Consider the following 20,542-nt stretch of genomic DNA (forward strand, 5'->3'; position numbering starts at 1 on the left):
GATATGCTAAATAGCATATCTTTTTATTTTATAAAATATTTTTTTAGTAAAATTTATTATATAAGGTTTTAATTTGTATCTTTATTTCTTGAAAAAAATTAACATATAATTATATAATATAATTTAAAAAGAAGGTGAATATTATATGAAAGTTTTTAATATAGAAAAAAAGTCTATGTGGAATTGTATTACTAAAAATAAATTAACTTGTAATGATAGTTCTGTTTTAGTAGTAATTTTACCTGGACTTGGATATACTTTACATAAGGCGTTTTTAGACTACTCTAAGCAATTAGCTTTAGACTTTAATTTTGATTGTTTAGAAATAGAGTATGGTTTTCAAGTTAGTAGAGAACCCTTTAATAAAGAGAATATAGAGGATTTAAGAGAAGTTTTTCTTGAGTCTTTAGATATTTTGTTTAGTGTTTTAGAGCTTAAAGGAGAAAAATATAAAAAGGTTATTTTAATAGGCAAAAGTTTAGGAACAGTTTTACAAAATAAGTTATATAATTATCTTAAAAAAAGCTATGATGTAAAAAATATATACTTAACTCCTATAGATGAAACCTTTAAAGAGGAAGTTTATCAAGAAGGATTAGCTATAACTGGTAGGAAGGATAAATTTTTATCTTCAGAGAATTTAGAAAAAATAAAATCTTTAGGGATAAAGGTCATTGAAATAGAAGGTGCTGGTCATTCTTTATGTATAAAGGGAGATGTACTTAAGAGTATTGAAGTTTTAGAGGAAGTAATAAAAAGTATGAAAAATTATTTTGAAAAAATTTAAGATGAGGAGTGATAATTTTGATATATAAAAAGAAAGATAAAGAGGAGCTTAAGAAGATTTTAACTAAGGAAGAATACTATGTTACTCAAGAAAATGGAACTGAAAGACCCTTTTTAAATGAGTATTGGAATTTCGATAAAGAAGGAATATATGTAGATATTACAACAGGAGAACCTTTATTTACTTCAAAGGATAAGTTTACTTCAGCCTGTGGATGGCCAGCTTTTTCAAAACCTATAGATAGAAGTGTGATAAAAGAAAAGGTTGATAAAAGTCATGGAATGATTAGAACAGAAGTTAGAAGTAAATTAGGGGATTCTCATTTAGGTCATGTATTTTGTGATGGACCAGAGGATTTAGGAGGCTTAAGATACTGTATAAATTCTGCTTCTTTAAAGTTTATTCCAAAGGAAGAATTAGAAGAAAAGGGATATGGAGAGTATTTAAAGATTTTTAAATAAACAAATGAAATATAAAAGTAGGTGTTTTAATGGGATTTTTATTAAATGATGATGGAGAAAATGATTTTTCTTTATCTTATACTTATTCAAAGGATGATATATTTTGGATAACTTTAAGAGGATTAATATCTAAGGGGGAAATTGAAGAAGCTGAAGATATGCTATTTAAAGAAGCAGAGAAAAATCCATCTATAGAGATATATGAAATTGGTGAAAAAATGTATAACTTATTAAAGAGCAAAAGTGATGAAGAACTTAAAAGATATAATTTTTCTAGGGAAGAAATTGATTTAGGTTTAGAGGATTTAAAAAAATTAATAGGTAAAAAGAAATAATAATTTTATTCTATAAGAATTTTTAATAAGTTAAGACAGGGAGAGATAATTATGAGAAGCTTAGATAAGGAGTTTTTTCTTGAAAAATATCCTCATTCAAAAGTTGATATAGAAAAAAATAAAATTAAATTTGAAACCTTACAAAACATATATAATGATTTTGTAAATTATGAAGATTCCTATTATAATCAAGCAGAATTTATAGCAAATATACTTCGTTCTAATGAAAATGTTCATTCTGTTAAATCAAGGATAAAAAATCCTGAAAGATTGATAGAAAAAATAATTAGAAAAACAAAAAATAGAAAAGAAAAGTATGGTGAAGATTTTGATTTTAATGAAGAGAACTATAAAAATGAAATAACAGATTTAATAGGTATAAGGGTTTTACATATATTTAAAGACCAATGGAAGGATATACATGACTTTATAATAAAAACTTGGGATGTTATTGAAATAACAGCTAATATAAGAGATGGAGATGATAGGAGTATCTTTGATGATTTAGGAATTGAGGTTATATCAAGACAATCTGGGTATAGGTCAGTTCATTATCTTGTAGAATGTTATCCTACTAATCAAAAAGTTATTGCAGAAATTCAAGTTAGAACTATTTTTGAGGAAGGATATGGAGAAATTGACCATAGATTAAGATATTCTCATAATGAAATACCAGAGATTTTAAAATCTAATCTTTTACTTTTTAATAGAATTGTAGGAAGTGCAGATGAAATGGCCTCTTTAATAAATATGTTAAATAATAATTTAGATAATAAAGATAAATATTATGAAGATAAGTTAAGAGAAAAAGAGGAAGAAATTAAAAAATTAAAAGAAGAAATTAAAAATATAAAAAGATAGAAAATGAAACCTATAAATATTAGAAGTAATATTTATAGGTTTCATAATTTTATAAATAAAAAGAAAAGAAATTTATAAAATTATAATATTAATAAAACATTAACTAAATATGAATAAAAATGAAATAAGCAGGTAGTTTTAATATATTTTGAAACAATTTAAGAAAATTCTAACTTTGATTTTATTAAATTATGGTAGTAAACTGAACCTAGTTCATTGTGAAGTTTATTAATAATATTTAAGAGAATAATATTAATAAAAATCACACTAGAATTTAAGAAAGCTTATGAAAGGATGATAAAAAATGAAGAAGAAATCAGTTGGAATTACCATGGCGGTCTTCTTATTAGGGATTTTTATGGGAGCTATTGATTCTGGAATAGTTTCTCCTGCAAGAGATATTATAGCTGATGGATTAAAGGTTTCACAAAATGCTAGTGTGTGGGTTGTAACAATATATACTTTAGCCTATGCAGTATCTATGCCACTTATGGGGAAATTATCTGATAGGTATGGAAGAAAAAAAGTTTATATGGTTTCAATATCACTTTTTTGTCTAGGTTCTTTACTTTGTGGTATATCAGATTATGTAAATAGCTATACTTTTTTACTTGTTTCAAGAGTTATAGAAGCTATAGGTGGTGGTGGTATAATGCCAATCGCTACAGCATACATAGGAACATCATTTCCAGTTGAAAAAAGAGGCTCAGCCTTAGGAATGATAGGTGGAGTTTATGGAATAGCTACAGTTGTAGGACCAACCTTAGGTTCTGGAATACTTTCTATTTTCGGTGATAAAAACTGGGGGTTTTTATTTTTAGTAAATGTTCCAATTAGTATAATTATACTTTTTATGGCAAGAAAATTAGAAGAAAATACTTCTTCTAAGGGAGTTAAAAAATTAGATGTTTTAGGTTCTTTAGTACTAACAGTATTAATACTATCCTTAATGTATGGAGCTACTAATTTAAAATTTTATGATTTTATTAATTCAATAAAATCCTTAGAGGTTTGGCCATATCTTTTAATATTTATAATATCAATTCCAATATTAGTTTTTGTAGAAAGAAAAGCAGAGGACCCTGTAATAAACTTATCTTATTTTACAAATAAAGAAATAGCCATAACTTTAATTTTAAGTTTTGTTGTAGGTTGTGGATTAATGGCTACAGTATTTATTCCTCAATTTAGTGAAAATATACTAAAAACTCCAATGGGAAGTGGAGGATATATAGTTACTATTTTTGCAATATTTGTTGGAATAGCAGCTCCTTTAGGAGGAAAATTTATTGATAAAATAGGTGTTAAAAAAGTGCTTTTAATAGGGATGGCCTTAGTTATTATAGGAAACCTCTATCAAGGATATATAACAACTAAACATCCAGGAATTTTTAATTTAATTGTAGGTTTAGGTATTATGGGCTTTGGTTTAGGATTTTCTATGGGAACTCCAATAAATTACTTAATGCTTAGCTTAGTTCCAGATAATGAAGCTACAGTTGGACAATCAGCAGTATCTTTAGTTAAATCTATAGGAATTGCAGTATCTCCAAATATTCTTATTAATTTTATCTCTGATGCAGGAAGAAAGGTTCCAGAAGCATTACAAAAGGTTATGCCACCTTTAGAGGATGGAATGTCTAATGTTATGAACTCTTTAGGAGGAGGTTCAAATTTTTCAAACTCCATAGGAAATGCTAGTGTAACTAATATTTTTAGCATTATAAAAGAAATGGTAAATGGACAATTTATAGTGTTAAGAGATAAATTTTTAAATAATCCTAATGTTAATATAGAGGCTATAGAAAAATCCTATATGAAAAGTTTAGAGGGAGCTAAAAATGCTATAGAAACTGCCTTTCAAAGTACAATGAATACAGGTTATACTAAGTTGTTTTTAACTTGTTCTATTATAGCTTTAATAGGATTTATATTAACATTATTATTAAATAATGATTTAATAACTATGAAAAACAGAAAAATGGAAAAAAAGGAAAAAATTAATTGATAAAATTTAATTTTTAAGGTATGATAAATAAAAACAAATAATTTTAAGATATTGCTAGGGGTGCCTTTAAGGCTGAGAGGAATTTAAATTCTAACTCTAAGAACCTGATTTGGTTAGTACCAACGTAGGGAAGTATATTTTAATCTTATATTTTTCATACTAAAAATATTTTATGATTAATTAGAAAATATATTTTAAAAGGTTTAGCAATAAAAGCTAAACCTTTTTTGTTGGTGTAAATAATCTTAAAAATAAGAAAAGAGGTGAGAATATGATTGTTAATGGTAAGTATTTAGAAAAGAATAATATAAATACAGTACTTGATTTATTGAACTTACTAGAAATAAGTAGTAAAAGAGTTGTTGTTGAAATTAATAAAGATATAGTTCCTTCAAATAAGTACAATGAATTTATACTTAATGAGGAAGATAAAATTGAGATTATTGCCTTTGTTGGTGGAGGATAGTATTAAGAGAGGAATATATGAATATAAAGGTTAATGAAAAATGGAGAGTATTAGAGGAAAAAATAACAGTGTATTCTTTAAAAGAAAAAGAGTTTTCAGATTCTAATATTATTATATTAAATGGCTTTCCTGTTGAAGAGGACAAGTTTCTTGAAGAAGGAGATAGAATTGTTTTTATTAAAAAGGGAGCAATGCCTAAAAGAGAAGAGTTAGAGGAGCTTATGATATGTAGACATACTCCAGGAGTTTATGAAAAACTTAAAAATCTTAAGGTATTAATAGCAGGTTGTGGAGGACTAGGTTCCAATATTGCAATTTCTTTAAGTAGAATAGGCGTTGGAAAAATAATTTTAATAGATTTTGACTTAGTGGAACCTTCTAATTTAAATAGACAACAATATTATATAGAGGATATTGGAGAATATAAGGTAAAGGCTTTAAAGAAAAATTTAAAGAGAATAAATCCTTTTATAGAGGTTTGTGATTTAAATTTAAAGCTAGAAAAGAATAATATGAAATTATTAAATAAGGGGGACATCATATTAGAGGCTTTTGATAGAGCAGAGAGTAAAGCTTTATTGGCTAATTATTTCTTAGATAATATAACTGATAAGTTTTTGATTTCTTCTTCTGGTATGGCTGGTTTTTTTGATTCTAACTTAATAAAAACAAAAAAGATAACAGAAAGATTTTATATTTGTGGTGATTTTATAAATGAGGCTAAGGAAGGGTGTGGATTAATGGCACCTAGAGTAGCTATATGTGCAAATCATATGGCAAATCTAGTTATAGATATAGCTTTTAATAAAATTTAAAAATATACTTAATCAATAAATTATATAATATTTAATTTAGTATAAAAGGAGTAGAGTATTTTGGATAAATTAATAATTGGTGGAGTAGAGATAAAAAATAGGCTTTTTGTTGGAAGTGGTAAGTATCCTTCAAATAAGATGATAAAGGATATTTTAAAGGGAAGTGGTGCTAATGTTATAACTTTAGCTTTAAGAAGAATAGATTTAGATAATAAGGAGGAAGATATTCTTCAAAATATACCTAAGGATATAATTTTGCTTCCTAATACATCAGGTGCTAAAAATGCTGAAGAAGCAATTAGAATAGCTAAAATAGCTAGAGCTATGGGCTGTGGAAATTGGATAAAAATAGAGATTATATCAGATTCTAAGTATTTACTTCCTGACAATGAAGAAACAATAAAGGCTACAAAGATATTATCAGAGGAGGGGTTTATAGTTCTTCCTTATATGTGCCCAGATCTTTATGTAGGAAGAAAATTAATAGAAGCTGGAGCAAAAGCTATAATGCCACTTGGAGCACCTATAGGAAGTAATAGAGGCTTGAAAACAAAGGAACTAATTCAAATAATGATAGATGAATTAGATATTCCAATTATAGTTGATGCAGGTATAGGAAAACCATCACAGGCTATGGAAGCTATGGAGATGGGAGCTGCAGCTTGTTTAGTTAATACAGCTATAGCATCTTCTTGCAATCCTGTAAGCATGGCTAAGGCTTTTTCTATGGCAGTAAAGGGAGGAAGATTAGCTTATGAGGCTAAATTGGGGAATGAATCAAAATTTGGAAATGCCTCTTCTCCTCTTACTGGTTTTTTAGGATAGGAGATGGTTTTCTTTGAGTTTTTATGAAGTAATAAAAAAATATAGAAATTTTGATTTTTACAAATATTTTTCCTTAGTAAAAAAAGAAGATATTTTAAAAAGTATTTATAAAAGAAATAAGGATTATTATGATTTATTAAATTTACTTTCTCCTTTAGCTGAAAGTCTTTTAGAGGAAATGGCTAAAGAGGGAAGAAATCTTTCTTTAAAATATTTTGGGAAAACAGTATTAATATATACACCTATGTATATTTCTAATTATTGTATAAATAAATGCTCATACTGTGGCTATAATATAGAAAACAAAATATTTAGAAAAAGGCTAAGTAAAGAAGAAATAAAAATAGAAGGAGAATTAATTTCTAAAGAAGGTTTTAAGCATATTTTAATACTTACAGGCGAAAGTAAATATCATACTCCAGTAGAATATATAGAAGAGGCTATTAAGATTTTAAGTAGTAAATTTCCATCTATTACAATAGAGGTATATGCAATGACAGAAAAAGAGTATGAGAGAATTGTTAAAGTAGGAGCAGAGGGGCTTACTATTTATCAAGAAACTTATGATGAAAGTGTATATGAAAAGGTACACTTAAAAGGTCCTAAAAAAAATTATAAGTTTAGATTAGATGCACCAGAGAGAGGGATAAAAGCTGGAATTAGAACTTTAGGAATTGGTGCTTTATTAGGATTAAGTGATTTTAGAATAGATGCATTTTTTACAGCAATGCATGGCAAGTATTTAAGAGATAAATATCCTCATATTGATATAAGTTATTCACTTCCTAGAATTAGACCTTGTTATGGAGGAAAAGAAAATTTAAAGGAAGTTTTAGATAAAAATTTAGTTCAAGCCCTTTTAGCTTACAGACTTTTTGATCCACAAGGAACTATAAATATATCTACTAGAGAAGATAGAGAGTTTAGAAAAAATTTGATTCCTTTAGGTGTTAATAAATTAAGTGCTGGAGTTTCTACAGAGGTTGGAGGACATTCTTTAAAAGAAAAAGGAACAGGACAATTTTATATAAGTGATGAAAGTTCTGTTGTAGAAGTTAAGGACTTAATAAAAAAACAAGGTTATCAACCTATATTTAAAGATTGGCATAGATTTTAGGAGTTAGGTATGTTTTTAATAACAAATAGAAATTTAGTATGCAAGGAAAAATACTTTAAAGTAATAAAAGAAAGTGCTAAAAAAGGAATTAAAAATATAATATTAAGGGAGAAGGATTTAAATTTAGAAGATTTAATAGAAATTTATAGGGAAATAAAAACCGTAGTGAGTTCTGATACAAATATAATTATAAATTCTAATTTAGAAGCAGTTAAAATTTTAGGAGAAAAGCATATTCATTTAAGTTTTAAGGATTTTATAGAAAATATAGATAGGCTTAAAGAACTTCAGGTTGGAGTTTCTGTTCATTCTCTTAAGGAAGCTATTTATGTAGATAATTTAGGAGTTTCTTACATCTTAATATCTCCTATTTTTAAAACTAAATGTAAAGAAAAGGTGGAGCCTAAAGGTGTTAATTTTATAACTGAAGTTAAAGAAAGAGTAAAATGTAAGGTTGTTGCCTTGGGAGGAATAAACGAATTAAATTTTAGAGAGGTTTTAAAAAGTGGTGCTGATGATTTTGCCTGTATGTCTTCAGTATTTATGAGTAATAATATAAAGGAGTACTTAAATTCTTTAAATATAGGTGTTGATTAAATAAAAGAGGTAGCTTATATAATTATCTATTTACTTATGGTATAATTTATATTAATTAATAATTACAATTTGTTATTGAAGGAGAAGTTTATTATGTCATTTGAAAGAATAGATATATCAGATAGAAGTGAACAAGAAGGAAGAAATTGCGTTATATTATATAACTTTGGAAATAAAGAGTTAAAAAAAATACAAAACTTTGCTAGAATAATGGGAATAAAAGACCAAATAGTTTTAAGCTCTAAAAATGGAGAAGAAGTAATAAAAGATATATTAGATAATGAAATGAAAGCTGTTCAAGGAGAAGGGGTTAAAGAGAGGGCTATAATTTTTAATGCAATAGCACCAGGTAAGGTTCATATCTTTTTAGAGAATTTAAAAAAGGTAGGAATACAAAGACCTTTAGTTGCAATGGTTACGGAAACTTCTATTAATTGGACTATAGATGTTTTAGTTAAAAATCTAATACTTGAAAGAAAAGCCTTAAAGTCTGGTGATATGACAACTCATGAGGTTAAATAAATATTAATTAAGGGGATGAATTTTAAAATTCATCCCCTTAAATATATAAAAAAAGGAAGGAATAATATGAAAATTTTAAAAAGTGAGAAAGAATTTGAAGATTTTGTATTAGAAAAAGGAATAAGAATTGTATATTTAAGTACAACGACTTGTACTGCATGTACTGCATTAAAACCTAAAATAGAAAGTCTTGTGAAAAATTATGAAAATGTGAAAATAGTAGAACTTAAAGCAGAGGAAAATATAAAGATAGTTTCTCAACTAGGTATATTTATGTTTCCTGCAATTATACTATATATAGATGGAAAAGAAGTTTTAAGAGAATCTAAGTATATAAGTGTTTTAGAGTTTAAAAAATCCATAGAAAGATATGTTAATTTATATAATTAAAAAAATTAATTTAGATATTTTTATTTTACTTTGAGAATTCACATTAAATTTGCCTTGAATAATAAAATTATATATACTATATACAATTAAACATGAATAAATTGTTAAATGATTTTTTCTTTGTTTAAAAATGAAAGGAGATAACATGTGGGATTCAATTAAAAAAAGTTATAGGCACTTAAAAAATATTATTAACTTTATATTAGATAAGAAGAACTATGAAAATGTAAAAAGGCTTTTAAAAAACTATAAGATATTAGGAGATTTATCAATAATAGTAGTTTCAGTATTAGTTTTTATAAGTGGAGTTGTTCTAATAATATCAGGAATTTATCCTAGTATATTTTATAAAATAAAGTTTTTAGATAATATTTATAGTTTATCTTTTTTAAGATTTTCTCATAGAGCCTCTGTTTTAATAGGACTTATGTTACTTATGACATCTAAGGAGGTCTTTTTTAAGGTTAAAAGGGCTTATTATGTAACCTTAGTTTTACTTGTAGTAGGAGGAGCCTTTGCCTTTATAAAAGATTTAGATTATAAAGAGGGAATTTTTATTTTAATAGTAACAATATTTTTATTACTATCAAAAAGAAGTTTTTATAGAAAAAGTATTCCTATTAAGTTTACAAAGTTAAGTGCAATATTAGCAATTGTTTGTGTTTCTATAGTAGTTTTTGCAAATTTTATACATAAGTTTAATATACATTTTACTAAGGATTATAAGTATTATGTAGATTTTATTCAAAGTACAAAGGGAGACTTAAAGATAGCTCTATTTACTTACATAACATTTTTTATATTTTTAATAATTTGGTATATAACTATGCCTAAAATAGAAAAAGATAAGTTATATAAAGATGCAAATCTAGAGGAAATTTCTAAGTTTTTAAGTAGTATAGATTATGGTAATATTTTTTCTCACTTGCTTTATTTAAAGGATAAAAAAGTATTTTTTGCAAATGAGGGAAAATCTTTAATAATGTATAGTAAGTATAAGGATAAAATAATAGTCTTAGGAGACCCTATTGCTAAGGAAAAGAATTTATATAGTGCTATAGAAGAATTTCAAGATTTTACTGATTTATATGGATATGATTTAGTCTTTTATGAAATTGAGGAGAAAAATTTTTCTGTTTACCATGATGCAGGTTATTATTTTTTTAAGTTAGGAGAGGAAGCTAAAATAGATTTAGAAAAATTTAATTTAAATGGTTCTAAGAAAAGCTCCTTTAGAAATACTTTAAGAAGAGTTGAAAGAGAAGGATATTCTTTTTCTATAATAAATCCACCTTTTAATTGTGAAACTATAAAAGAACTTAAGGAAATTTCTGATAAATGGTTAGGTGATAGAAAGGAAAAAGGCTTTTCTTTAGGGTGGTTTAGTGAAGATTATATACAAAGATCTCCAGTAGCTATATTAAAGAAAAATGATGAAAATAAGATTGTAGGTTTTGTAAGTATAATGGATGCCTTTGATGGAGGAAAAACTGTAGCTATTGATTTAATGAGAATTAATAAGAATGCACCAAATGCATCTATGGATTATTTAATGTTAAATTTATTTATATTCTTTAAAGAAAAGGGGTATAAGTATTTTAGTTTAGGAGAAGCACCCTTATCTAATGTAGGATTTAATAATCATTCTCATCTGCAAGAAAAATTAGCTAGGTTAGTTTATAATAGTGGAAATATATTTTATAGTTTTGATGGTTTAAGAAGATATAAATCAAAATTTTCTCCTACATGGAGTCCTAGATATTTAGCTTATCCTAAATTTATGTCTTTACCAGAAATATTTATTGATTTATGCTTTTTGATTGCAAATTCAAAGGATAATCTTGAGAAAAAATAAAAAATATTTATATTTAAAAGAGAGTCTTTTTAAAAAAGGCTCTTTTGTTTTTAAAAATTTTACTTTTTATATAAAAAAGGTAATTTTTATAGTGTTTTTTAAAAAAAGCTATAAATTATTTTTTATTTACTAAGAATACTATAATAGTTTTTAAATAGAAATAAAAAAACTATTATTTATTCTAAAATTTATCAAAATAGAATATTTTTAATGTATTTTTAAGAGGGGTATAATAGAATAAATATTTAATAAGGCATAAGGAAATTAAGTTTTATTAAGGAGGTATAAATTTATGGGAAACTTTTTTTTAGAAAGTGATTTTAAGGCTTTTGATATAGAAAAATCTAAAGATAAGGATAATATTACCTTAGAAAAAAGAAGACTTGTTGCAGAAAAATTAAGAGAGCTTAATAATTTAGGGCTTTTTGAGTTTATGGATTCTAGAGGACTAAGTTCACATTGGGAAAAGCAATACATAACTAGTATAACTTGGCCTTTAAAAAGAGTTAATAATGAATGTGTAGATAGAGTTTATTTATCTTATGGAAAGAATAGAGCAGATGTTAGAAAGCTTATTAAACTTTTAAATTTATTTAATAACATAGAAGGAAATAGAATAGAAGAGGATATGGTATTTAATTATATTCCTCGTATAGAACTTGGATTAGATGCTAATTCATGGAATACAGCTCTTTATTTAGATAAGTATGGAAATATAGAGCAAAGAAATCTTGTAAATAAAATAAGAACAGATTATAGATTAAAGGAAAAGTTTAAAAATATTCTTATGGCTTTAGAAAGTAAAGGGTATAAGTTATATTTAATAAAGGATGATAATTTTAAAAATTATGATGATGAATCAGATTATGTAGAGGATATAATAAAATATACAGATAGTGGAGAAAAATATACTCTAACTATAAGAAAAGATTATGAAAAAAATCATGCAAGTAATTCAAGAAATGAAATATTAGATTTTGTAAAAAATGAGTTTGACAACTTAATGGATGTTTATTATTTCATATCATGGGATTCAGAAGCAAATGATTATTTAAGATAGGAAATTTTAAAGTCCTAGAAATTTTTCTAGGACTTTTACTAAAATCTATGCTTTTTTAAGTTTTCTATTTATAAGTTTCTTTAAGGCATAATATAATTTTGTAAAGGATGAAACTAAAACAAGACCTGTTGCTATAGAACCAGCTAACATTAAGGTGTTACAGCCTAAGGCTAAAGCCTTATTTATATTTCCTTTTAAGGTTTCTAGCATTGTATAAAACATTCCACCACCAGGAACTAGAGGAATAATTCCACAAACTAAAAATACAAGGACAGGAGTTTTTAGTTTTCTAGCTGAAATTTCAGAAAACAATCCTATACAAAGGGCTGCCAAGAAATAGTTAAAACTTTCATTTGCAATTATAAATTCGTTTGAAAAAAGGTAAACAAACCAACCTAATCCCCCACATAAGGAAGCAAAAAAAAGATTTCTTCCTTTTATGTTAAAAATCAAAGCAAAACCTAAAGAACTAAAAAAGGCATATATAGTGTTTAAGATTATTGTATTCATATACTCATACCTCCATAGTGGCTTATTAATATAGATAAAATACTAGCACTTCCAATAGCAATTCCAACAGCTATTAAAAAAGCTTCTATAAATTTTGCACTTCCTGAAACTAAATCACCAGCTATTATATCACGAAGAGAGTTTGTTATAGCAAGTCCAGGAACTAAGGGCATTAGGGCACCTATTATTATTTCATTTAAGTTAGGTGCAATATTAAGTCTTACAGCTACATAAGCTAGTAAAGAGGTTAAGGCACCTGATATTATGTTAATAAAAAAGTTATTGGTTTTTAAAATATTAAAAACATAAGCAAGAAGGCAAAGAACAACTCCTATAAATCCAGATACTATAGAATCTTTTAAATTCCCACCAAAAAAAAGAGTAAAAGCTGAAGCTGAAAGTAAATATCCAAGAATTTTTATTTTTAAGGGATATTCTTTTTCAGAGGAAATTTTATTAAGTTCTTCCTCGGCTTCGTCAATAGAAACTTCATTAAAGGCTACTTCTCTTGAAAGGTTATTTAATTTAGCTATTTTATCTAAATTAATACTTCTACTTTTTATTCTAGTAGTTCTAGAAATAGCATTTTTACAAGTTTTTATAGTTATTATAATGGTTGTAGGAATAACAAAAACATCTACTTTTTCTACACCATAAGCTAAGCATATTCTGCTCATTGTTTCTTCAACTCTATAGGTTTCAGCACCATTTTCTAACATTAAAGTGCCAACTTCTGTTGAGAAATTAATAATTCTATTAAAGTCCATATTTACCTCCAAATTTTATTTAGTTTATGATGAAAAATTTTATAAATAAAATATTTCTTTTCTATTATACTTTGAAGAATACTTTTTTATAAAGAGTTAATTTTAAAAAAAATATAAAATATTTAATTAACAAATAAAGTAAGAGAATTTTATTTTAAAAGTTACTTTAATTATATTTTTGCATAAATTAATATAAGGTATATTACTTTAGAAGAGGATTTTAAATATGGTAATTTTAGATTCAAAGATAGGACATATAAGAGGAAAGAATTCTAAAGATAAGGTTGATTTAATAAGTTACTATCCTTTAAGTGAGGACGGGTTTCAAGAAGAACTTGAAATAAATCTTTATTTACAGGAAGAAAAGAAATTAATAAGCAAAAGATTGCCTTATGGTGGATATAATATGGAGATTTTTTTAGGGGATTTTTTGGGAGAAGGAAAAGATTTTATTTTGATAAAAGGAAAATTTCAAGGCTCTGGAAATGTAGCTATATTATTATTATATGAATATTATAATGGAGAAATAATTTTATTATTAGACCAATGGGATATTGTTAAAAAAGAAAGACCAAGAATAAGATATATTGAAAATTATAAAGTATCTATAATTTATAATAAGGAGGAGAAGTATATTATAGATATTTCTTCTAAGGATAGGGAATACTTAAATCTTATATATGATGAAGAGGGCAGAGTTAAATTAAATTTAAATCCTGCACTTTCTGATATAAATACTTACTATGAAATACAGGAGTTTAGTAGAAATAAATATATTTTTTTAGTAAGGCAAAGTGTAATTGGAATAGTACTTTTAGATGTTTTAGGAATAATTCAAAGTAAAATAGAATTAAATAAAGAAAAAAATTTTATTGTAAAAGATAGAGAATTAGTTACAAAGAAAATATAGGAAAAAAATGGTACAAGCAATTGTAATTTTAAATGGAAAATAGTATAATAAAATCAAAATATTGTATATTTACACTTTTAAGGAGAGGGTTATTAAGGATGAGAATTTGTGAGGAAGTTACGGAAAATAAAAATGGTAACGTTACCGAAAAGGAGAGCAATTTAAAAAATGAAGATTTTATAAGTCAGTTTAAGTTATTTTTAGAAGGAAAAGAATTTTCAGCATATAATTTTATGGGAGCACATTTTGTAAAAGAAAATGGAAAAAGAGGGGTTAGGTTTACAACTTGGGCACCTAAAGCTAGTAAAGTATATATTGTTGGTGACTTTACTAATTGGAAAGTTAAAGAAGAATATTCTATGAAAAAAATAAATGAAAAAGGAATATGGTCTTTATTTATAGAAAAACTAGAAGAAAATTCAAAGTATAAATTTGCTATTTTAAATGAGCTTAGAAATAATATGGTTTATAAAGCTGACCCCTATGCTTTTAAATCAGAATTAAGACCAAATACAGCATCTATATTAATTAAAGAAAAAAAGTTTAAATGGGCTGATAAAAGATGGTTAAATAAAAGAGAAAAAGAAGGTTTAGATAAAAAACCTGTAAATATATATGAGCTACATTTAGGTTCTTGGAGAAGAAAAAATGGAGAGTTTTTAACTTATGAAGAAATAAGTGATTTATTACCAAAATATATAAAGGAAATGGGATACACTCATGTAGAACTTATGCCTATAAATGAACATCCTTTAGATGCCTCATGGGGATATCAAGGAAGTGGATATTATTCTGTAACAAGTAGATATGGAGATTTAAATGGATTTAAAACTCTTGTAAATAAGCTTCACAAAAATAATATAGGAGTATTTTTAGATTGGGTTCCTAGTCACTTTTGTAAAGATGAACATGGATTATACATGTTTGATGGTTCTCCAACTTATGAGTATGAAGCTTCTTGGAAGGCTAATAATAAGGGCTGGGGAACTTGTAATTTTGATTTAGGAAGATTAGAGGTTAAATCTTTTCTATTATCTAATGCAATGTATTTTATAAAAGAATTTCACATAGATGGTTTAAGAGTAGATGCAGTTTCTAATATGCTTTATTTAGATTATGGAAGAAATTATGGAGAGTGGGAAGCTAATATTTATGGAGATAATGGAAATCTTGAGGCAATAGCTTTTTTAAAAGAATTAAATACCATAATAAAGAAAGAAGGAAAGGGAGCTATTACTATAGCAGAGGAGTCTACAGATTGGGAAGGTGTAACAAAGGAAGTTGAAAAAGGAGGATTAGGTTTTACTTATAAATGGAATATGGGATGGATGAATGATACTTTAAGCTATATTAATTTAGACCCTATATATAGAAAATATCATCATAATAAGATTAATTTTTCAATGATGTATAACTATAATGAAAAATTTATTTTGCCAATTTCCCATGATGAAGTTGTACATGGAAAAAAATCTCTTGTAGATAAAATGTGGGGAGATAACTGGAAAAAATATGCTGGGTTAAGATTATATGCTTCTTTTATGATGGGGCATCCTGGGAAAAAGTTGATTTTCATGGGAAGTGAATTTGCTCAATTTGTTGAATGGAGAGAGTGGGAAGAACTTCAATGGAAGGTTATTGATGAGTTTGAAATTCATAAAAAAACTCATAACTTTTTCAAAAGTTTAAATAAGTTTTATTTAGAAAATAAAGCCCTTTGGGAATTAGATTATGATAAAGAGGGCTTTACATGGATTGATGCAGATAATTTTAATCAAAGTGTATTTTCTTTTATAAGAAAAGGAAAAAATAAAAAGGACTTATTGATATTTATATGCAATTTTACACCAGTAGTTTATTATGACTTTAAGATAGGAGTTCCTTTAGAGGGAGAGTATTTTGAAGTTTTTAATACAGATTCTTTAAAGTATGGTGGAGCAGGAAATGTTATGGGTGAAACATATTTAAAAGCTTATAAGGAGGATTTTAAAGAGTTTAAATTTTCAATAAAGGTTAAGGTTCCTCCTTTAGCTTCTTTAGTTTTAAGAGTTAAGTAATATATAAAGGCTACTAATATATTTTAATGGAGTATATATAGTAGCCTTAAATTACATAAAAAGTAATAGAGGTGTATTTTATGTTTGAATATGTAGAGAAAAGTTTTTCTTATGAAAAAAATGATTACTACATAGAGGTATGTCCTTTAACTAATACCATAAGAGTAAGAGCCTTTTTAAAAGATGTAGCTAAAGCTTATTTAGTTGGAGATTTTAATTCTTGGGAAAAAAAAGAGAACTTTAAATTAAATTTTGCTTTAGATAAAAATAGTGGAAAAGTATATTTAGATAAAGAGATTACATTTTTAGAAGGATTAAAGAAGGGAATTTATAATTATGGATATCTTGTAACTAATTTAGGCGGAGAGGAAATACTTATAAAAAACCAAGAAGAAAAGGGAGAATTATTTAATTTTTTTTGGGAGCCTTTTAAAGAGCATTTAGAAATCATATCTTCAAGAGATAGCTTATCTGTTTTTTATCCTGTTGAATTAGTGGTTATTAAAAAATCACTTTTTGGAAATATAAAAATTGAAGAAAATATATTATCTATAGAAGGGAACTTAGAAGGAGTTACTTTAAAAGATGGAATATTAAAATTAGAAAAGAATTTTAATAAGGAAAGTAAGATTTTAATAAAAGCCTTTGACCCTGTAAGCAATATAAGTGCTTATAAAGAAATAGAAATTATAGATGAAAAGGATAAGGGATGTTTTTTTCAGTTTATTAAAGAAGAAAAAGATTACTTTGGAGAGAACTTTAATTGGAATATATGGAGTTTTGGAAGAAATATTGAGGGAAAAGAAATTAAATTAAATATTAAAACCTCTATGGGAGTTGGGGCATTTTTAAATGATGAAAATTTTATATTAAGAAAAAGTCTTTTAGAAAAAGGAAGTATAAATTTATGGGAAGAGCAGAGTATAACCTTTTCTTTAAATAAGGAAAAGAAAAATCTATTTTCTTTATATAAAAATGAAAAATTATTTTTTTCTTTAAAGGAAGTTATAAAGGAGAGCATACCAAAGATAATATTTGCAGTAATGGATAATAATCATACAATAAAGATTTATTTATCTCATAAACCTTTAATAGGAGTAAAATATTATCTTTATAAAAATGGAATAAAAATAGATGAGTCCTTATTTACTATTAAGGTAGAGGAAAAAGAGATTAGCTTAACAAATCTTAAGTTTTATATAGACCCAAGAGATTTATTAGAAGTTAGAGCCTCTAGTATGTTTTTAGGAGGTAAAGTTTTTTTTAGAGACTTTTTAAATAATTATTACTATGTAGGAAAGGATTTAGGAGTAAGATTTAATGAGAAAAATATATCTTTAAAGTTATGGGCGCCTACAGCAAAAAAAGTTGAACTTTTAATCTATAAGGAATATAAAGATTTAAAGGAAAATCCTTTAAGAATTTATGAAATGCATAGAGAATTAGAAAGTGGTACTTATGTAGTTAATATAAAAAGGGAAGAAAATGAAGATAAGTATTATCTTTATAGATTAAGTTTTAATGATTTAGATAAAAACTTTAAGTATATAAATAAGACTACTTATGCAATAGACCCTTATGCAATAGCAGTAGGAATAAATGGAGAAAAGGGATTTTTATTAGATATGTTTAATAAAGATTGTATCCCTTATAATTGGAATAATTATAAAAAATTTGATTTTAAAAATAAAGAGGATGCTATAATTTATGAAATGCATATAAGAGATTTTACAATAGATAAAAGTTCTGGAGTATCAGAAAGATTAAGAGGAAAATTTTTAGGTGCTGTTGAGGAAGGAACTTTTTATCATAGTAAAAAAAGCAATGTAATAGTTAAAACAGGAATAGACCATTTAAAAGAATTAGGAATTACTCATGTTCACCTTTTGCCAGTTTTTGATTTTGCCTCTGTAGATGAAGAAAATTGTGAAAAAGAAGAAAATAGAAATTGGGGATATGACCCTAAAAATTTTAATTGCATAGAAGGAAGTTATAGCATAGATCCGTATAATCCTAAAAAAAGAATAGTAGAGTTTAGGAATATGGTAAAAAAGTTTCATGAAAATAATATAGGGGTAATTTTAGATGTTGTTTATAATCATATGTATAGTACAGAAAATATGGATAATATAGTTCCTATGTATTATTTTAGAAGTGATGAAAAAGGAAAATATACAAATGGTTCTGGTTGTGGCAATGAAATTGCTTCTGAAAGACCTATGGTTAGAAAATATATTTTAGATTCTATAATTCATTGGATTAAAAATTATCATATAGATGGCTTAAGATTTGATTTAATGGAACTTATTGATTTAGAAACTATGAAAGAAATTGTAAAAAAAATTAGGGGATTTAATGAGAATTTATTAATATATGGCGAACCGTGGAAGGGAGGAGAGTCACCTTTAAAAAATGGAACTTTTAAGGGGAGTCAAAAAGGATTAGAGTTTTCTATTTTTAATGATGATTTTAGAAATGCCTTAAGGGGAGATAATAGTCCTTCTAGGGGATATATAAATGGAGAACAGCATAACAAGGAAAAGGCATGGCAAGTAATTGAAGGGATTAAAGGTTCTATAAATACTTTAACCTTTAGTCCTTTAGAGAGTATAAATTATTTAGATTCCCATGATAATTATACATTGTGGGATCAAATATTAAAAAGTCAGTTAGAAAATTTAAAGGGGCAGGATTTTAAAAATCTTAAAGAAAAAACCATACTAGAGAATGAATTTATAAGAGAAGATTTATTAGGAGTTTCTATACTTCTAACTTCAAGAGGGATACCCTTTATTCAAGGAGGAAGTGAATTTTTAAGAAGTAAAGAAGGAGACCATAATAGTTACAAAAGTAGTGATTATATAAATAGCATAAAGTGGAGTGACAAGGAAAAGTATATAGAGGTTTTTAACTATTATAAGAATTTAATAAATTTAAGAAAAAAAATTAGTATTTTAAGAGAAAAAAATCAAGAGGAAATAAGAAAAAATTTAAATGTTTATTTTTATAATGAAGATGATAAAAGTGGAGTTATAATAGCTCATTATAAAAATGATTTGTTAAAGGAAGATTTTAAGGAAATGCTAATAATATATAATGGAACAACAATTGAAGATTATGAGATAAATTTACCTTTAATGAAAGAGAATTTATGGAGTGTTATCCTTAAAGATTATGAGTTTATTAATAAAGAAAAGGCAGATTTAAGCCTAGGAGTAAAATTAAAAGCATACTCTGTAATGATTGCTGTTTCTTAGAATAGGAGTAGGGGAGATTTTAAATTTTCTCCTACTTTTATTTTTATTTAAATAAAGTTTTTGTGAAAATAAGCAATAAATTTATATAGGAAATAAATATTAATAAATAAAATATATTATTTAATATAGTATTTTAATTAAAAGAATATTAATATTAATAATATTTAAGATTATTGACAATTGCTTTAATAAACTTTATAGTTATCTGTGTGAATTTATGCTAATATTTAAAAAATAAATATTATATTTTTAATACATATAGATTTAAAATGGAGATGAAAAATGAAAAAAACTAAATTATCAATTAAGACTATTGTGGCTATAGGAATTGGTTCAGCTGTTTTTATGATATTAGGGCGTTTTGGTTCTTTGCCTACAGGTATTCCTAATACAAATATAGAAACTGCATATGCCTTTTTAGCTTTAATGGCTTTATTATATGGACCTTTAGCTGGATTTTTAATAGGGTTTATAGGACATGCGTTAAAGGATATAGTGTTTTTTGGATCTCCTTGGATAAGCTGGGTTTTTGCTTCAGGAATAGTAGGACTAATAATTGGTTTTGGTTCAAGAATTTTAAAGATAAATCAGGGTGTTTTTAAGTTAAAGCAAATAATTATATTTAATATAATACAAATAATTGCAAATGGAGTGGCATGGTTTTTAGTAGCTCCAACTTTAGATATATTAATTTACTCTGAGCCTGCAAATAAGGTTTATCTACAAGGAGCAATTGGTGGAATTTCTAATATGGTTACTGTTGGCGTTTTAGGAACTATTTTAGTAGCTAACTATGCTAAGACAAGAATAAAAAGAGGTAGCTTAAGAAAAGAATATTAGAAGTTTGAAAGGTTGTGGGAAATATATTTTCAAACAACCTTTTTTTAAAGCTAATTTTAGAAAGCGAAATAGAATTACATTAATAAACTATTTTTAAGGAGA

20 protein-coding genes and 1 riboswitch are annotated in these 20,542 nt (G+C 25.7%); of the genes, 18 read left to right on the top strand and 2 right to left on the bottom strand.

Annotation, left to right across the window (positions count from 1 at the left end; genetic code table 11):
* Nucleotides 1–145 precede the first annotated feature (145 nt).
* From AC4FQV_RS02990 to AC4FQV_RS03055, 14 genes are all read left to right on the top strand, one after another.
* A complete protein-coding gene (locus AC4FQV_RS02990) occupies nt 146–787 on the top strand; it encodes an alpha/beta hydrolase (RefSeq protein ID WP_491164320.1) in 642 nt (213 codons plus the stop codon).
* Nucleotides 788–804: 17 nt separating this feature from the next.
* Nucleotides 805–1,248, top strand: a complete 444-nt coding sequence (msrB, locus tag AC4FQV_RS02995; RefSeq protein WP_491164323.1) for a peptide-methionine (R)-S-oxide reductase MsrB — start codon at nt 805–807, stop codon at nt 1,246–1,248.
* Between the two features lie 29 nt (nt 1,249–1,277).
* Nucleotides 1,278–1,583 (top strand): DUF6483 family protein, encoded by a 306-nt coding sequence (locus AC4FQV_RS03000; protein WP_491164325.1) that lies wholly within the window; start codon nt 1,278–1,280, stop codon nt 1,581–1,583.
* 51 nt (nt 1,584–1,634) lie between these two features.
* On the top strand, nt 1,635–2,444 hold the full coding sequence (locus tag AC4FQV_RS03005; RefSeq protein WP_491138953.1) for a RelA/SpoT domain-containing protein: 810 nt from the start codon (nt 1,635–1,637) through the stop codon (nt 2,442–2,444).
* 304 nt (nt 2,445–2,748) lie between these two features.
* Complete coding sequence (locus AC4FQV_RS03010) at nt 2,749–4,452, top strand: MFS transporter (protein WP_491164328.1); 1,704 nt, start codon at nt 2,749–2,751, stop codon at nt 4,450–4,452.
* A gap of 46 nt (nt 4,453–4,498) precedes the next feature.
* Nucleotides 4,499–4,600, top strand: a riboswitch (TPP riboswitch).
* A 123-nt stretch (nt 4,601–4,723) separates the two neighbouring features.
* Nucleotides 4,724–4,918: a sulfur carrier protein ThiS gene (gene thiS / locus AC4FQV_RS03015; RefSeq protein WP_491138951.1), complete on the top strand. Its 195-nt coding sequence runs from the start codon at nt 4,724–4,726 to the stop codon at nt 4,916–4,918.
* Between the two features lie 17 nt (nt 4,919–4,935).
* Entirely contained in the window at nt 4,936–5,733 is a 798-nt protein-coding gene (gene thiF / locus AC4FQV_RS03020) for a sulfur carrier protein ThiS adenylyltransferase ThiF (RefSeq protein WP_491164331.1), read from the top strand.
* Nucleotides 5,734–5,793: 60 nt separating this feature from the next.
* Complete coding sequence (locus tag AC4FQV_RS03025) at nt 5,794–6,558, top strand: thiazole synthase (protein ID WP_491138949.1); 765 nt, start codon at nt 5,794–5,796, stop codon at nt 6,556–6,558.
* A 13-nt stretch (nt 6,559–6,571) separates the two neighbouring features.
* Entirely contained in the window at nt 6,572–7,675 is a 1,104-nt protein-coding gene (thiH, locus tag AC4FQV_RS03030) for a 2-iminoacetate synthase ThiH (protein ID WP_491138948.1), read from the top strand.
* A 9-nt stretch (nt 7,676–7,684) separates the two neighbouring features.
* Nucleotides 7,685–8,272 (top strand): thiamine phosphate synthase, encoded by a 588-nt coding sequence (locus AC4FQV_RS03035; protein WP_491164335.1) that lies wholly within the window; start codon nt 7,685–7,687, stop codon nt 8,270–8,272.
* A gap of 93 nt (nt 8,273–8,365) precedes the next feature.
* Nucleotides 8,366–8,794, top strand: a complete 429-nt coding sequence (locus AC4FQV_RS03040) for a DUF3783 domain-containing protein (RefSeq protein WP_491138946.1) — start codon at nt 8,366–8,368, stop codon at nt 8,792–8,794.
* A gap of 66 nt (nt 8,795–8,860) precedes the next feature.
* Nucleotides 8,861–9,184, top strand: a complete 324-nt coding sequence (locus AC4FQV_RS03045; RefSeq protein ID WP_491164337.1) for a thioredoxin family protein — start codon at nt 8,861–8,863, stop codon at nt 9,182–9,184.
* 145 nt (nt 9,185–9,329) lie between these two features.
* Nucleotides 9,330–11,039, top strand: coding sequence for a phosphatidylglycerol lysyltransferase domain-containing protein (locus tag AC4FQV_RS03050; protein ID WP_491164341.1), 1,710 nt, complete (start codon nt 9,330–9,332; stop codon nt 11,037–11,039).
* Nucleotides 11,040–11,331: 292 nt separating this feature from the next.
* Nucleotides 11,332–12,099, top strand: coding sequence for a hypothetical protein (locus AC4FQV_RS03055; RefSeq protein WP_491164343.1), 768 nt, complete (start codon nt 11,332–11,334; stop codon nt 12,097–12,099).
* Between the two features lie 45 nt (nt 12,100–12,144).
* Here AC4FQV_RS03055 and AC4FQV_RS03060 read toward each other — a convergent pair whose 3' ends face one another.
* Together AC4FQV_RS03060 and AC4FQV_RS03065 are read right to left on the bottom strand one after the other, a co-directional pair.
* A complete protein-coding gene (locus AC4FQV_RS03060; protein ID WP_491138942.1) occupies nt 12,145–12,609 on the bottom strand; it encodes a threonine/serine exporter family protein in 465 nt (154 codons plus the stop codon).
* The gene (locus AC4FQV_RS03065; RefSeq protein ID WP_491138941.1) at nt 12,606–13,376 is read right to left on the bottom strand and encodes a threonine/serine exporter family protein; all 771 of its coding nucleotides are present in this window, start codon (nt 13,374–13,376) and stop codon (nt 12,606–12,608) included. Before AC4FQV_RS03065 ends, AC4FQV_RS03060 begins: the two co-directional genes overlap by 4 nt.
* Before the next feature lie 226 nt (nt 13,377–13,602).
* On the opposite strand from AC4FQV_RS03065, the gene AC4FQV_RS03070 reads away from it, so the two are divergent.
* The 4 genes from AC4FQV_RS03070 to AC4FQV_RS03085 all read left to right on the top strand — a co-directional run bounded on the left by AC4FQV_RS03070 (nt 13,603) and on the right by AC4FQV_RS03085 (nt 20,440).
* On the top strand, nt 13,603–14,286 hold the full coding sequence (locus AC4FQV_RS03070; protein WP_491164346.1) for a YybI family spore inner coat protein: 684 nt from the start codon (nt 13,603–13,605) through the stop codon (nt 14,284–14,286).
* A 98-nt stretch (nt 14,287–14,384) separates the two neighbouring features.
* Complete coding sequence (glgB, locus tag AC4FQV_RS03075; protein ID WP_491164351.1) at nt 14,385–16,343, top strand: 1,4-alpha-glucan branching protein GlgB; 1,959 nt, start codon at nt 14,385–14,387, stop codon at nt 16,341–16,343.
* An 80-nt stretch (nt 16,344–16,423) separates the two neighbouring features.
* On the top strand, nt 16,424–19,600 hold the full coding sequence (gene pulA, locus AC4FQV_RS03080; RefSeq protein WP_491164354.1) for a type I pullulanase: 3,177 nt from the start codon (nt 16,424–16,426) through the stop codon (nt 19,598–19,600).
* A 282-nt stretch (nt 19,601–19,882) separates the two neighbouring features.
* Nucleotides 19,883–20,440: an ECF-type riboflavin transporter substrate-binding protein gene (locus tag AC4FQV_RS03085; protein ID WP_491138937.1), complete on the top strand. Its 558-nt coding sequence runs from the start codon at nt 19,883–19,885 to the stop codon at nt 20,438–20,440.
* The last annotated feature ends 102 nt before the right edge of the window (nt 20,441–20,542 follow it).

This window comes from Clostridium sp. TJA038 (assembly GCF_058310255.1).

Bases quoted from the DNA above. Each gene is read 5' to 3' on its own strand.
- glgB (WP_491164351.1), top strand. From the start codon at position 14,385: ATGAGAATTTGTGAGGAAGTTACGGAAAATAAAAATGGTAACGTTACC.
- AC4FQV_RS03000 (WP_491164325.1), top strand. From the start codon at position 1,278: ATGGGATTTTTATTAAATGATGATGGAGAAAATGATTTTTCTTTATCT.
- AC4FQV_RS03085 (WP_491138937.1), top strand. From the start codon at position 19,883: ATGAAAAAAACTAAATTATCAATTAAGACTATTGTGGCTATAGGAATT.
- AC4FQV_RS03035 (WP_491164335.1), top strand. From the start codon at position 7,685: ATGTTTTTAATAACAAATAGAAATTTAGTATGCAAGGAAAAATACTTT.
- AC4FQV_RS03040 (WP_491138946.1), top strand. From the start codon at position 8,366: ATGTCATTTGAAAGAATAGATATATCAGATAGAAGTGAACAAGAAGGA.
- AC4FQV_RS03045 (WP_491164337.1), top strand. From the start codon at position 8,861: ATGAAAATTTTAAAAAGTGAGAAAGAATTTGAAGATTTTGTATTAGAA.
- thiF (WP_491164331.1), top strand. From the start codon at position 4,936: ATGAATATAAAGGTTAATGAAAAATGGAGAGTATTAGAGGAAAAAATA.
- AC4FQV_RS03005 (WP_491138953.1), top strand. From the start codon at position 1,635: ATGAGAAGCTTAGATAAGGAGTTTTTTCTTGAAAAATATCCTCATTCA.
- AC4FQV_RS02990 (WP_491164320.1), top strand. From the start codon at position 146: ATGAAAGTTTTTAATATAGAAAAAAAGTCTATGTGGAATTGTATTACT.
- AC4FQV_RS03065 (WP_491138941.1), bottom strand. From the start codon at position 13,376: ATGGACTTTAATAGAATTATTAATTTCTCAACAGAAGTTGGCACTTTA.
- AC4FQV_RS03050 (WP_491164341.1), top strand. From the start codon at position 9,330: ATGTGGGATTCAATTAAAAAAAGTTATAGGCACTTAAAAAATATTATT.
- AC4FQV_RS03010 (WP_491164328.1), top strand. From the start codon at position 2,749: ATGAAGAAGAAATCAGTTGGAATTACCATGGCGGTCTTCTTATTAGGG.
- AC4FQV_RS03070 (WP_491164346.1), top strand. From the start codon at position 13,603: ATGGTAATTTTAGATTCAAAGATAGGACATATAAGAGGAAAGAATTCT.
- AC4FQV_RS03060 (WP_491138942.1), bottom strand. From the start codon at position 12,609: ATGAATACAATAATCTTAAACACTATATATGCCTTTTTTAGTTCTTTA.
- pulA (WP_491164354.1), top strand. From the start codon at position 16,424: ATGTTTGAATATGTAGAGAAAAGTTTTTCTTATGAAAAAAATGATTAC.
- AC4FQV_RS03055 (WP_491164343.1), top strand. From the start codon at position 11,332: ATGGGAAACTTTTTTTTAGAAAGTGATTTTAAGGCTTTTGATATAGAA.
- thiS (WP_491138951.1), top strand. From the start codon at position 4,724: ATGATTGTTAATGGTAAGTATTTAGAAAAGAATAATATAAATACAGTA.